Raw genomic sequence first — 13,373 nt, forward strand, 5'->3', positions numbered from 1 at the left:
CTAACCCGGTACTTCCAGATGGTCCGGCAGCGCACCGCCCAGCGCCACCCACGCACTGAGCACGTCATCTGGCACGGGCGCATGCAGGTGCAACGTCTGGCCTGTGACCGGATGGGGCAACTCCAGAAATTGCGCGTGTAGAGCTTGACGGGTCATGGCCTCGCTGGCGCGGCCATATACCGTGTCGCCCAGGACCGGGCTGCCCAGGTGCGCCAGATGCACGCGAATCTGGTGGGTGCGGCCCGTGCGCGGCTGGGCACGGACCAGGGCCAGCGTGCGCCCATGCCCGTCCGGGTGCGCGGCCAGCGGCGTGAAGAGGGTCTGGGCCTCGCGCGCGTTTGCGCCGCCCACGGTCATGCGCTGGCGCTGCACCGGATGGCGGCCCACGGGAGCGTCCACCTTCACCGCCCCCCCGGCCTTCCAGCTCCCGGCGGCAATCGCCAGATAGGTCTTGCGGGTGTCGCGGTCCTTGAAGGCGGCGGCCAGCCGGGCGTGGGCCTCCACGGTCTTGGCCACCACGATCACGCCGCTGGTGTCCTTGTCCAGTCGGTGGACGATGCCGGGACGGTAGCCGCCCTCGCCGTCGAAGTCCGATTGTTCGGGCAGGCTCCCCATACGCCCCAGCAGGGCATTGACCAGCGTGCCGCTCCTGACCCCCGGCGCGGGGTGGGTGATCATGCCGGGCGGCTTGTTCACGGCGATCAGGTGATCGTCCTCGAACAGCACGTCCAGCGGCACCGCTTCTGCTTCCACGGCTGCGTCTGGCGGGGGCGGCACCTGCACGCTCAGGGCCTCGCCGCCCCGCAGCCTGAGGCTGGCCTTGAAGCTCACCTCTTGGCCCACCTGCACGAAACCGCCCGCGATCCAGGACGACACCTGCGAGCGGCTGCGGCCCGTCAGCGCGGCCAGCACCGCGTCCAGACGGCCCGGCGTGGCTTCCAGGTGCAGGGGGGCACAGGACGCTTCGGCATTCACGCCCGACAGTCTAGGGGCTTGCCCCCCGTTCCCATGCCGGTCTTCATGCGGCCTTTAGCCTCCTCGCACACATGATCCGATCCCTGTCCGGCTGCATATATCCCATTGAGCGATGTTTTTGTGGGCGGCCCCAGCGGTCACCCGCGCGAGTTGGACCCTGCCGGGATTGCCAAGGTCCGGGCAGACGAAGAGGCGACCGACGCCGCTCAAGGGAGGATTTTCATGCCGGAGAACGTAGAAACCAACGCACAGACCGCGACCCAGGGGTCAGAAATCACAGGCGGGCAGGGCACGTCCCGCCGCCAGTTCGTGGGCTACGCCGCCCTGTTCGGCGCGGGCGCGGCCCTGGTGGCATGCAGCCCCACGCCCACCCCCAAGGCCATGACGGCGGCTGAGAAACAGGACATCGACATCCTGAACTACGCGCTGACCCTGGAGTACCTGGAAGCGGACTTTTACCGCCGTTTCGATTCCGGTGACCTGAAGGGCACGCTCAAGGATGCCCGCGTCAAGGAATTTGCCCGGGAACTGGCCGAGCAGGAAGCGGCCCACGTCGCCGTACTGACAAAGACCATCATCAGCCTGGGCGGCAAACCCGTTCCTCTGCCCAAGTTCGATTACAGCTCTTTGATCCCTGATCCCAGCAAGCTCAACGACGCGTTCTTCCTGCAACTGGCCGTGACCTTCGAGCCAGTCGGCACCCGCGCCTACCTGGGCCAGGCCGCCCGACTGAGCAATCCCGATCTGCTGGCCGCCGCCTCCTCCATTCTGGCTGTCGAGGCCAACCACGTGTCGGCCATTCAGGAACTGCGCACGGACATGGGTCTGAATACCAAGCCCACCCGTCAAACGGATATCGCGCCCCAGACCGACATCAACAACACCAACGCGTCTTCTTTTGACCCCAACTTTTCCCCAACGCCAACGTTCCTGTGGAAGGGATTGACGATGGCGCAGACCCTGGCCATCGTCGGACCGTTGATCGTCAAGTAAGCCCCAAGACGCGCCAAGAGTTCCTGAAGCCGAGCTGTACCCCAGCCGTGACACGAGAGGAGAATTCCACATGACTACCCCTGATCGCCGTTCTTTCCTGAAATACGCCGGAGCAGGCACGGGCGCAATGATGCTCGGTGGCCTGAACCTGTCCGCCCTGGCCGCTGCCAGCCCCAACACCAAGAGCGCCGCGCAGGACATCGTGATCCTGAACTACGCGCTGACCCTGGAATACATCGAGGCCGTGTTCTACGCCGCTTTTGATGAAGCAGCCAACAACAAGGATGATGTTAGAGGAAAGGGACCTTACGCAGACAAGCTGATCATTCCCCGCGTCAAGGAATACGCCAAGGAACTGGCCGCGCAGGAGCAGGCGCATGTCAATGCCCTGATCGCTACCATCAATTCGCTGGGCGGTACGCCCGTGGCCAAGCCCAACCTGGACTTTAGCCCGTTGATTGGCGATGGGAGCGGCCTTAACGATAAGGTGTTTTTGCAACTGGCTGTGACCTTTGAGCCAGTAGGCACCCGCGCCTACCTGGGTCAGGCTCCCAACGTCATGAACGGGGACGTGTTGACTGCCGCCGCCAGCATTCTGGCCGTGGAAGCCAACCACGTGAGCGGCCTCCAGCAGCTGCGCGTCTTCCTGGGGTACAACCTGAAGCCCACCCGCATGACCGCCCGTGCGCCTCAGAGCGACGCTGCGCCCAAAAGCACCAGCACGGCGGACTTCGATCCCGACTTCTCGCCGATGCCCACGGCGCTGTGGGAGCCGCTGACGATGGACGAGGTTCTGAAAATCGTCGGGCCGCTGATCGTCGGGTGATCTAGAGCAACACTTTCACCACAGCAACGCTTTCACAAGATCCGTCCTCAGGGGACGCAGGCTGGCCTCCGGGCGGCCCGTCCCCTATTCTATTCTCTACTCTTTTTCCTGACCGGAGGTACTGTCCATGCCCAACATCGGCCCCGCTGAACTGATCGTGATTCTCCTTGTCGCCCTGGTGGTCTTTGGCCCCCGCAAGTTGCCCGAACTGGGCAAGAGCCTGGGCCACGGCCTGCGCGAATTCCGCAAGAGTACCCAGGGCCTCAAAGACGAGCTGGACGGCGCAAATATCGTCGCCACCCCCGTTATCCAGCAGCCCGTGACCGTGGCCCAGCCCGCCGCCCAGGTGGCTGCCCAGGTCGCTGCCGCTCCGGTGCATGCCGCCGCCGTGACGCCGTCCCGCAATGTGGAAGCTTAAGACGGTTTTTTAACCCTCTCCCCCCCGATCAATAAAGTTCTGCCAATGTCGGTTTTGCTGAAGGCCGCTTCACCTTTGATAAGCTGGCATTCACTCCATGACCCAACCCACCCTTCCCCCCGATTTTCCCGACGAGGCTTTGATGCAGGCCATGGCGGGCGGGCAGGAAGACGCTCTGCGCGAACTGCATGAACGGTATGCCCGCTTGCTGTACGCGCTGGGTCACCGGATGCTCCGCCAGACCGACGACGTGGAAATCTGCGTGCAAGACGCTTTTATGAACGCCTGGAAACACGCCGCGCGCTTCGATCCGGCGCGGGCCAGTGCTAAGACCTGGCTGGTCAGCATCGCGCACCACCGCTTCTTGCAGGAACTGCGGGACCGCCCCGACACCCCCCTGGAGATTGAGGACTGGGACGCTCCCACTGCCGCCGCCGATCCCACTGACCGCCTGATGGCCGAGCAGGCGGTGCAGGGGCTGGAGCCGGACCACCGGAAACTGGTCGAGCTGGCCTACTACCGGGGTTACACGCACAGCGAGCTGGCGACGTTGCTGGGACTGCCGGTGGGCACTGTCAAATCACGCCTGCGGTCGGCCCTGGGCCGCATGAAGACCGCGCTGGGACCGTCCGGTACCCTATGATCCGGCAACCCACCACCCAGCATCCCGCACCCCAGTAACCCGCGACCTTATGCCCGCTCTCCAGTCCTCCTCATCACACACCCTCAAAATGGAGCGGCCATGATCCGCTCTGGCCGCGCAGAACAGAAGGCAGGTGAACACGCATGTCCATTCAAAGAGACGATCTGATCGCCCTGGCGCTGGGGACCCTGTCCTCGCAGGACCAGGCGCGTGTTCAGGCGGCTCTGCAAGCTGACCCTGTCCTGCTGGCCGAGTACCACAGCGATATTCGGGTTCTGCACACCCTGCCCGAACGTCTGCCGCCCGGTCAGGTGCCGGAAGGAGCCGCCGAGCGCATGATGGCCCGGATGCGCGCCGAGGGGTTGCCGCAACTGGCCCCGGTCACCACTTCCAATATGCCGTTGCCCGGGAGCCAGGGGTCTGGGGGCCAGGGGTCTGGGGGCCAGGGGTCTGGGGGCCAGGGGTCGGCGGTTGTGACGGAGCCTGCCTCCACAAACAGTCGAGGCTGGACCCTGGGCCTGGGGGCGCTGGGACTGGCCGCCGCGCTGGCGCTGTTCTTCGCCCTGCGCCCTCCCACCGACCCGCTGACCCGCTATGCAGGGATGCCCGGCGCGGTGAGCCAACCCCTGACCGGCGCAAATAAATCGGAGATCGGCCAGGTGGTGCGTCTGCGTGACGGCACCGCTTTTCTGTATCTGAGCGCCGCGCCGCCGCAGGGACAGGTGTACCAGTTGTGGAAGATCGTGGGCGAGACCCCGGTATCGCTGGGCGTGATCGACGGTCAGGGCACACTGGTGCAGGACGCGCCCGATGGCCTGACCCTGGCCGTCAGCGTGGAGCCGCCCGGCGGCAGCGAGCAGCCCACCACCACGCCAATTCTGGTGCAGCAGTTGTAGCGGGGAAGGGCAGCGGTCAACGGTGAAGATTGACCCCTGTCCCTTCCCGCCCTCTGACGCACGTCGAACGGCTATTCCTGACGCCTTGCAGGGCAATGCGACGCCCATCCCATGCCTGCACTTCACCTTAGCCAGTCGTCGCCCACTTCCACCACGTCGCGGCCCCCCAAATCGTCTACCTCATCGCCGCGCGTGGCCCAGGCAGGAAAGGGGTAATTGACCAGCACGGGATTGGGCACGTCCGGCTGAGACACCAGCATGGTGCCGGGTTGCAGGATGCCCGCGCGGGCGCGGAAGCTCTGGGGTAGGAAGCGGTATTCGGGGCGCTCGGCTTCCGCCAGATCCAGGCGGCCCACCACGCGGATGGCGGCGTTGGAAACGATGCGCCGCTCTACCTCACTGGCCGTTTGTTGCGCGCCGATCAGGATGATGCCCAGCGAACGCCCGCGCTCGGCAATCTCCAGCAGGATGTCCTTGATCGGGCTGCCGTCGTCGCGCGGGGCGTACTTGTTCAGCTCGTCGAGCACCACGAACACGGTGTCCTGCCGCCCGTATTTCTCCTTATGGTCAAAGACCTGGCGCAGCAGCACGCCCACCACGAACATCTGCGCCGGGCCGGACAGGTTGTGGATGTCCACCACGCTCAGTTGCGCGCCGCTGAGGAGATTGGGGCGGTAACGGGCGGCCTCCGCTTCCGTCAGGTCGCCGCGAATCAGGGGCGTCAGGTGCTTTTGCACGCCGCGCAGCCGCCGGGTAAAGGCGCGCAGCGTACCGGGGGCCTGCTTGAGGACCCATTTGGGATCGCCCTCGCCGTCGCGGTCTTCGAGGAGCTTGAACTCTACATATGAGATCAGTTGATCGAAGGTGCGTAGATTGACGCCGCCCAGATCGCCAAATTCCAGATCCTCCGGCGGCGACTCGCTGAGGTCCACCTGCCAGTCTTCCACCATCAGGCCGGTTCCCTTGCTCTGCTGCGCCCCAGCCAGTCGGAACAGCTTTTCCTCGATGTTGCCAATCACAAAACCCAGATTCAGGCTGCTGCCCGCGTCTGAGAAGACGTATTGCAGCAGGCGGCCCGCACAGAACTCGCGCAGGGTGAAGATAAACGGGGTGATGCCCTCCGAGCGCTGATCGGTGTGGGGGACAATCGCGCTGCCAGGCGCTCCGGGGCGGGGCGGGGCCAGAAATTGCGTGTCGCGGAAGGGAGTCATTGGCAGGCCCAGCAGGGCGTAGCGGTCCCCGGCGAAGCCCTTGCTTACGCCTGCCTCGGATTCCTTGTCGGCGACTTTGCGGTTGGGTTTGTCTAAAAACAGCAGGTCCTCGCCCTTGACGTTGAAGATGATGGCCCGCCCGCCGGAGCTGCCCGCCATGCGCCCGCCGCTTTCCTGCGCCACGCGGTCCATCACGCCGCTGCGGAAAATGCTGTGCAGCAGAAAGAGGGCATACGAGGTCTTCGTCGCCACCCCCGAAATGCCGGAGATGTTGATGTGGCCGCCGCTCTCGCCGTTGACGAAGCGGAAGTTGAGGGGCAGGGGCTGGCCGTCTGCCAGCAGGCCGCCGGGGAAGCTGGCCTGCCCCATCTTGTCGGCGCTGAGGGCCATGTTCAGATCGTCGCCGCGCGCGTGCCGCACGGTATCGCCCGGCTGCGGCGGAATGAAATTCTCGGGGTCCACCCGCGTGACCAGCACCCGCGCCGCGTAGCTGACGCTGGCGGGCAGGATTCCGGCCACCACGTCCTCCACGTCGGACTCGAAGGTCACGCCCTCGTGCCGCTTGCGAACGTTGTCCACCAGGCCATAAAAACGCACCGGGCGGCCATCGGGCCTCAGGGTCTCCACCACCACCAGATCGTCGAGTTGCACGCTCGCGCCAGCGCTGACGGCGAACCAGAAGACGGTGGGCATCACGTCCTCGGTTCCCAGCACCATGCCGATGCGGGCGGCTGAGGTTCCAGCAGGGGTTCCGGTCATGCCACGGCCCCCTGGCCCAGCTCGCGCGCCAGATGCGAGCGGATGCGGCGCGTGACCAGTTCGGCGCTGCCCATCGCGCGGCCCATCGCCTGTTCCAGCGCGGCGGTGGGAATCAGGTTCTGCGGCGCGCGGGCGTCCTTGTGCGGCGCGCTCGCCAGCTTGCACAGCAGCCGCCCCGACAGGTTGGCGATATCCAGCACGCCGCGCGGCACAAAGTCGCTGTCCTCCGGCGCGTGCATTTCCAGGCGCACCACCCCCGCCAGCGGGTGCTGATAGAACGGCGGATCGCACAGCCGCACGTACCAGGTGAAGCGCTGCTCACGGCCCTCGGAGCCTTGCGCGTCGCCCTGATCGCCCACCCGGAAGCGCAGGACGGGCGTGCGCTCGCCGGGTTTCAGGGTTCCCAGCAGGCCAATGCGGTCCGCGCCCAGGTAATCGGTGTGCAATGTCTTGACATAGCCCAGCACCGCGCGGCCCGCGCCGCCGATGCGTACCGGGCCGTCCTGCAAGACCAGCGTATCGGGCAGAGCGTTGGGATCATGCTCGTCCAGCGGCAGGGCGGAGGCCAGCTTGTGGCTCAATGCCGCCTCGGCGTCCAGCATCAGGCGCTGCACCTTGCTTTTTGCGCCCTCCAACCCGCTACCGCTAAAGACATGCGGCGTGTATTCCAGCCGTCCGGTGTGCGGATTGCGCGGGCTGAGGCGGGTGACCTGCACCGCCGCGCCGCCCTCGTCGCTATAGGCCAGCACGCGCTGGGCCGCCACTTCCAGCAGTGCGGCCTGCCGCGAGCCGTGCGGGCAGAGGTCCACCGCGCCCGCCACAAAGGCCCCGAAACCCGCCAGGCTCAGGCCGCCCGCCTCGTCGTCCAGCAGCAGGCGGGCCTCCATGCGCGGTTTGCCGTCCACCACCAGGATTTTCGAGAGTCGCGCTGGAATGTCGCGCGGCGCGGTGGCGGCCCAGTATTCCGTTTCCGCGTTGAAGACCAGCCCGGCGAAGGGCTTCAGGGTCAGTTGGCCGTCCTGGGTATCCACCGGCCAGGGGTCGAGACGAATCCGCATGGGGGGCATTCTAGAGCGGGAAGTGAAACCCCTCCGTCCGCGTCGCGGCCAGCTCCCCCCAAAAGGGAGCCGGGGAGCATTAAAAACTCGCCTCTCAGCTTACCGCCCGCCCGGCGCAACCAGCTCCAGCAGAGCGTCCAGGCTCAGCGCCAGCAGTCCAGCCAGCACCGCGCCGATCAGCACCAACCCGGTGTTTTGCTGCGACAGCCCGTTGATGATCAGGCTGCCCAGGCCGCCCGCGCCCAGCGCCGCGCCAATCGTTGCCGTGCCGACGTTGTAGACCGTGCTGGTGCGGATTCCGGCCATCAGCACCGGGAGGCTGAGAGGCAGCTCCACCCGCATCAGCCGTTGCCGGGAGGTCATGCCCACGCCACGCGCCGCGTCCAGCACGCCCTTGTCCACGGCCAGCAAGCCCGCGATGCCGTTGGACACCACCGGAACCAGCCCGTACAGCACCAGCCCCAGCACGGTGGGCGGCAGCCCCAGCCCCAGCGTCGGCACGGCCAGGGCCAGGATGGCAATGGTGGGAACCGTCTGGCCCAGCCCGGTAATCGTCTCGGTCAGGCGCATTAGAGCGGCGCGGCCCGGGCGGGTCACGAACACTGCCAGCGGCACGCCGATCAGCAGCACGATCAGCTCCGCGCCCAGCACCAGTTGCAGGTGAATCAGGGTGAGTTGCCACAGGGGCCGCCCCCCGGTGTCGGGGGCAATCCCCGCCGACAGCGGCGCGAACAGGTTGGACAGTACCCCCGGAATCAGGCAGATCAGCAGCAGCGCGGGCCACAGCAGCGCCAGCAGGCGCGCGGAGGCGGGGCGGCGCGTTCCGGCGGCGCGGGCAACGGTCATCCGGCCACCCTCATCCAGCCTCTTCCAGCGCCTGCCAGGTCAGCACGCCCTGCACCTGCCCGTGGGCGTCCAGCACCGCCAGGGCGTCGGAACGCTGCCCCAGCATGACGCTCAGCGCACTTCGCACATTCAGAGTCCCGCTGATCTGTGGCAGTCCGGTGGCGTCGCCGGGCTGCGCCAGTTGAGCGGCGGTCAGGCCCGCCAGTTGGCGCAGCAGGGCGTCCTCGCCCAGAAACTGCCGCACGAATTCGCTCTCCGGGTGGCGCACCAGATCATTGGGCGTGCCGAACTGCGCCAGCTCCCCGCCCGTCAGCAGGGCCACGCGGTCGCCCAGGCGCAGCGCCTCGTCGATGTCGTGCGTGACCAGCACAATCGTTTTTTGCAAGCGCCGCTGGATGTCCAAAAACGCCTCCTGCAACTTGTCGCGGGCCAGCGGATCGAGTGCGCCGAAGGGTTCGTCCATCAGCAGCACCGGCGGATCGGCGGCCAGCGCCCGCGCCACGCCCACCCGCTGCGCCTGCCCACCGGACAGCTCGTGAGGGTGCTTGTCGGCGAATTGCCCCGGCTCCAGGCCCACCAGTTCCAGCAGCTCACGCGCCCGCTCGCGCGTCTGCGCCCTGGGGCGGCCCAGCAGGTCCGGCACGGTGGCGACGTTCTGCACCACGCTTAGGTGCGGAAACAGCCCGATCTGCTGAATTACATAGCCGATCTGCCGCCGCAGGTCTTCTGGGCGCTGGGCCATGATGTCCTGCCCGTCCAGTAGAATCTGGCCACCTGTCGGCTCGATCAGGCGGTTGATCATCCGCAGCGTGGTGGTCTTGCCGCAGCCTGAAGGCCCCAGCAGCGCCGTAATTTTCCCGTCTGGGAAGACAAGGCTGAGGTCTTTGACGGCGTAAAAGATCTCGCCGGAAGTCTCGTTGACATACTTCTTTTCCAGATGTTGAAGTTCAATCATGGTTGCTCCGAGGAGATGGAAAATTGGGTCACTGGTACGCCTGTGGGATTGTCCGTGGATGACCTCACGCCCGCCCCCACTGGCGGGTCAGCAGCACTTCCAGGCCGCGCAGCAGGGCGTCCACGCCAATCGCCAGCAGCGCGGCGGGAATCGCGCCCAGCAGGATCAGGTCACTGGCCGCCGTTTGCAGTCCGCTGAAGATGAAATATCCCAGGCCGCCCGCGCCGATCAGTTGCGCGATGCTGGCGACGCCCACCAGCAGCACCGCCGCCTGCCGGATGCCGGACAGCCACACGGGGAGCGCCAGCGGCAACTGCACCCGCCAGAAGCGCTGGTTGTCGGTCATGCCCATGCCGCGTGCGGCGTCCAGCGCGCCGGGCGACACGCCGCGCAGGGCCACCAGGCCGTTTCGCAGCACCGGCAGCAGCGCGTACAGCGTCAGCGCAGTCAGCGCTGGGGCCGTGCCGATGCCGCTGACGCCCAGTTGTCGCAGGAATGGCAGCGCGTTCGCCAGCGCCCCCAACGGCGCGATCAGCAGGCCCAGCAGCGCCAGACTGGGAATGGTCTGAATGCCATTGGCAAAGCCCAGCACCGCCTCCGCCGCGCGGGGCCGCCGCGACACCCACACCGCCAGCGGCGCGCCGATCAGCACCGCCAGGCCCAGCCCGGTCAGCACCAGTTTCAGGTGTTGCCCCACTTCCTGGAGAAAGCGGGCCTGCTGGGCGTCCAGCTCGCGCAGCACGGACCACGCGGCCAGTTGCCCGGTCAGGGCCAGCACAATCAGCACGGGCAGCCACAGCCACGCCAGCCAGGACCAGAACCGCTCCGGCAGCCCGATCTGGCCCGCACCATAAACCGCGATGCCCGCGCCCAGCAGCCACACCCACAGCCCGCTGCTGGCGCTGGCCCGCGCAATCTCGGGTTGATCCAGCATGGCGGCGGTCATCCGTGCCCCCAGCAGGTAGAAGCCCAGCGCCAGGGCCGTGCCGCCCAGCAACGGCATGATGCGTGGCAGCACCCGGGCCGAGAGGGGAACGGCCAGCGCCAGCACTGCCCCCAGCACCATCCAGGCGACAGGCAGATTCTGGTACACGCCCGCCGCCAGACGGTTGGGCCGCAGCAGCGCCCACGGCAGGAAGCAGGCCACCAGCATCAGCATGCCGCCCAGCCAGAAGATCAGTTGCACGTCCGGCTGGGCGGCGAGGCGGCGAGGCTTGACCTCTGGACTCAGGGTGGATGGGGTCATGCGTTGGGAACAGTCAAGAGGAATCTCCTCCATGCGAGAGAGTTGGGAAAACGTCCCTATCATTGAGGAGGTCAGCTCACTTCACCGTCCGATCCGCTTTACTTTTTGTTGAAAGATGAAGGATGCAGGAGAGAAGAAGGGCGGTGGAGCGCCATCTATTCCGGCCACTCCACCGCCCGCTCCAGGAAATCCGGTTACTTGATCAGGCCCTTGGACTTCAGGTATTCCTGCGCCACAGCCTGTGGGGTCCGGCCCTCAAGGGCCACCTTGGCATTCAGCCCTTGCAGGGTGCTGGCGTTCAGGCTGGCAAAGACCTTGTTCAGGGCCGACTCTACCTGCGGGTTTTCCTTGAGGGTGCTGGTGCGGATGATCGGCGCGGGCTGATACACGAACTGCGCGCCCTTGGGGTCGGTCAGGGCCACCATGCTCAGGGCCGCCAGTGTGCCGTCGGTGCCGTAGGCCATCGCCGCGTTGACGCCGTTGGTGCCGTTGCTGGCTGCCTGTTGCGTCTGCGGGGGCGTCGCGCCCGCCAGCACCAGCTTCTGATCGGGTTTGAGTTTGAAGCCGTAGGCGGCCTCGAAAGCCGGGAAGGTATCGGGGCGGTTAAAGTACTCGGGGCTGCCCGCGATCTTAAATTTGCCGCCGCCATTGACGTATTTCGCCAGGTCCGCCACGCTCCTCAGCTTCTCCGCCGTCGCCAGCTTCTGCGGCACCGAGATAACCCAGGTGTTGTTCACGTTGGCGGGCTTGAGCCAGGTGACGCCGTTCTTACTGTCCAGTTGCCGCGCCAGCCCGTAGATGGTGCCGGGGTTGCCCGCCTGCTTGGCCGAGATCTTGGACGCCGGGAACAGGTAGACCGCGTTGCCGGTGTATTCGGGATACACGTCGATTTCCCCGGCCAGGATGGCCTTGCGGTTCACGCCAGTGTCGCCCAGGTTGGTCCTGTCGGTGGTCTCCAGGCCCGCGTTCTTGAGGGTCAGCAGGATCATCTGGCCCAGAATCTGTGCTTCGGGATCGAGCTTGCTGCCCACGATGATGGGCTTGGCAGACGCGCCAGCCAGCAGCGACGCGGCCAGCAGGGCGAGGGTGGAACGGGTCAGGGGTGATACTTTCATGGAAAACCTCCGTAAAACATTCAATGATGGTAGGAACGTCATTGAGCTTAAGTCCAGCGTTCAGGTGCAAAAGAAAGGCTAATGCTAGACAGAGGTGTGACTTTGTGCCTCTACCTCTCATTTATCTCAGATAAAGGCTTGAGAGCTGACCGACGGTTGCTTCTTCCTGAACGTGGCCTTAAGACAGGCGCAGAGGCCACCGCCCACATCGGAGTGGTGACCTGAAAAACACATTCTCAGCGCGCCGTATAGATACGCGTCTGCGGCGCATAGGCCGCCCAGGCAAACCAGAAGTGGTTGGCGTGGACGACGGGTTTCAGGGTCTGGCCCTTCAAGGCTCCTGCCGTGGCCTGCCCGGTCAGGGTCCAGGTGCTGCCCGTCTCGCGGTCACGGAAGCTGCCGTCCACGCGCCCGAAGGTCAGGGTGCGCCCGCCCACGCGGCGGTCAAAGACCACGCCCGCGCCCACATCGCGCCCGTCGCGCAGGGCGGCGCTGCCCAGGGCGCTGGTGGTGCCACTCGCCCAAAATACGGTCAGCGGCACGTCGCCCACCCGGTCATTCACCACGCCCAGTTTGGACAGCAACGTGAAGGGATAGGCGGCCCGCGCGTCCCCCGCCGTCACGGTGACCACCCGCTCCTTGGGCGGCAGGCGTCCGTCCACCGGGCCGTCGTACAGGAAGGGCGGCTCGGCAGCGTTGTCGTAGCCCACGTAGGGATTGCGTCCGTAGGGGCGGTCGTAGCCCGTTTCTTTGGACAGCACCAGCGCACGCGGCGCGGCCCACGCGGCTTCCTCGAATGGCACGATCAGGCTGGGATACACCCTCAGCTCCGCGCCCTCCAGCGGCCCCACCAGCCCGCGCCCGATGGCCTGATACCACAGCGAATGCGTGACCGAATCGAACATCACCAGATCGCTCTTGTACAGCAGCCCCGACACGCCAAAGGTGACCAGCACCGATGAGGCGTTGGCCTGCGGGGTGCCCTTGAGCCGTGTGCGCTGCTCCGGGCCGATGGGGATACGCCGGTCCGCCACCAGGGCGGTATTGCACAGCGGGCAGAAGGTCACGGCCAGCGGCACGTTGCCCAGCGTCACGTTGGCGATCTCGTGCCACAGCAGCACCTGCATGGGAAAAATGCCACTCCTGCCGCCCACCGTCACCAGAATGACCGGCTCACGCGGGGTCAGCCAGCCCGCCGCCTCTTTCACACTCTCAAATTTCACGGCGCTGGTGTCGGGCAGGGGGCCGCTGTCGCCCGCGAAGCCCAGCGGCGGAATGCCGTTGGGGGGCGGCCCACCGGAACGCAAGTCGCTCAGGGCGATGTTCTTGAACTGTGTCTGAACTTTCAGCGCGTCCAGTTGTGCCGATTGCGCGGCGACCACCCCGACGGAAAGGGCGGCCAGGGTGAGGAGTGTTCTGATCATGTGGAACC

At 66.3% G+C, this 13,373-nt stretch carries 13 protein-coding genes; 5 read left to right on the forward strand and 8 right to left on the reverse strand.

From position 1 onward, the window contains the following. The gene (locus Q322_RS0107645; protein ID WP_051668346.1) at window positions 1-975 is read right to left on the reverse strand and encodes an RluA family pseudouridine synthase; all 975 of its coding nucleotides are present in this window, start codon (window positions 973-975) and stop codon (window positions 1-3) included. 222 nt (window positions 976-1,197) lie between these two features. On the opposite strand from Q322_RS0107645, the gene Q322_RS21675 reads away from it, so the two are divergent. The 5 genes from Q322_RS21675 (at window position 1,198) to Q322_RS0107670 (ending at window position 4,751) form a co-directional block, all read left to right on the forward strand. After that, entirely contained in the window at window positions 1,198-1,968 is a 771-nt protein-coding gene (locus Q322_RS21675; RefSeq protein WP_084147872.1) for a ferritin-like domain-containing protein, read from the forward strand. A gap of 70 nt (window positions 1,969-2,038) precedes the next feature. After that, window positions 2,039-2,794, forward strand: coding sequence for a ferritin-like domain-containing protein (locus Q322_RS0107655; RefSeq protein WP_084147869.1), 756 nt, complete (start codon window positions 2,039-2,041; stop codon window positions 2,792-2,794). Window positions 2,795-2,921: 127 nt separating this feature from the next. Further along, on the forward strand, window positions 2,922-3,212 hold the full coding sequence (locus Q322_RS0107660; RefSeq protein WP_029477286.1) for a Sec-independent protein translocase subunit TatA/TatB: 291 nt from the start codon (window positions 2,922-2,924) through the stop codon (window positions 3,210-3,212). Window positions 3,213-3,309: 97 nt separating this feature from the next. Then, window positions 3,310-3,855, forward strand: a complete 546-nt coding sequence (locus Q322_RS0107665; protein ID WP_029477287.1) for a sigma-70 family RNA polymerase sigma factor — start codon at window positions 3,310-3,312, stop codon at window positions 3,853-3,855. Window positions 3,856-3,998: 143 nt separating this feature from the next. After that, window positions 3,999-4,751, forward strand: a complete 753-nt coding sequence (locus tag Q322_RS0107670) for an anti-sigma factor (protein WP_029477288.1) — start codon at window positions 3,999-4,001, stop codon at window positions 4,749-4,751. Window positions 4,752-4,873: 122 nt separating this feature from the next. On the opposite strand, the gene Q322_RS0107675 is transcribed toward Q322_RS0107670, so the two are convergent. From Q322_RS0107675 to Q322_RS0107705, 7 genes are all read right to left on the reverse strand, one after another. Beyond that, window positions 4,874-6,721: an ATP-binding protein gene (locus tag Q322_RS0107675; protein WP_029477290.1), complete on the reverse strand. Its 1,848-nt coding sequence runs from the start codon at window positions 6,719-6,721 to the stop codon at window positions 4,874-4,876. Further along, on the reverse strand, window positions 6,718-7,779 hold the full coding sequence (locus Q322_RS0107680) for a DNA double-strand break repair nuclease NurA (protein WP_029477291.1): 1,062 nt from the start codon (window positions 7,777-7,779) through the stop codon (window positions 6,718-6,720). Before Q322_RS0107680 ends, Q322_RS0107675 begins: the two co-directional genes overlap by 4 nt. Before the next feature lie 99 nt (window positions 7,780-7,878). Continuing rightward, entirely contained in the window at window positions 7,879-8,625 is a 747-nt protein-coding gene (locus tag Q322_RS0107685; RefSeq protein ID WP_051668349.1) for an ABC transporter permease, read from the reverse strand. A 10-nt stretch (window positions 8,626-8,635) separates the two neighbouring features. After that, window positions 8,636-9,580, reverse strand: coding sequence for an ABC transporter ATP-binding protein (locus Q322_RS0107690; RefSeq protein ID WP_029477293.1), 945 nt, complete (start codon window positions 9,578-9,580; stop codon window positions 8,636-8,638). 64 nt (window positions 9,581-9,644) lie between these two features. Continuing rightward, window positions 9,645-10,826 (reverse strand): ABC transporter permease, encoded by a 1,182-nt coding sequence (locus Q322_RS0107695; RefSeq protein ID WP_029477295.1) that lies wholly within the window; start codon window positions 10,824-10,826, stop codon window positions 9,645-9,647. A gap of 194 nt (window positions 10,827-11,020) precedes the next feature. Beyond that, a complete protein-coding gene (locus tag Q322_RS0107700; protein WP_029477296.1) occupies window positions 11,021-11,941 on the reverse strand; it encodes a glycine betaine ABC transporter substrate-binding protein in 921 nt (306 codons plus the stop codon). Between the two features lie 236 nt (window positions 11,942-12,177). Next, on the reverse strand, window positions 12,178-13,365 hold the full coding sequence (locus Q322_RS0107705) for a DUF3179 domain-containing protein (protein WP_029477297.1): 1,188 nt from the start codon (window positions 13,363-13,365) through the stop codon (window positions 12,178-12,180). Window positions 13,366-13,373 lie beyond the last annotated feature (8 nt).

Origin of the sequence: Deinococcus frigens DSM 12807, assembly GCF_000701425.1 — a bacterium.
Lineage (GTDB): Bacteria > Deinococcota > Deinococci > Deinococcales > Deinococcaceae > Deinococcus > Deinococcus frigens.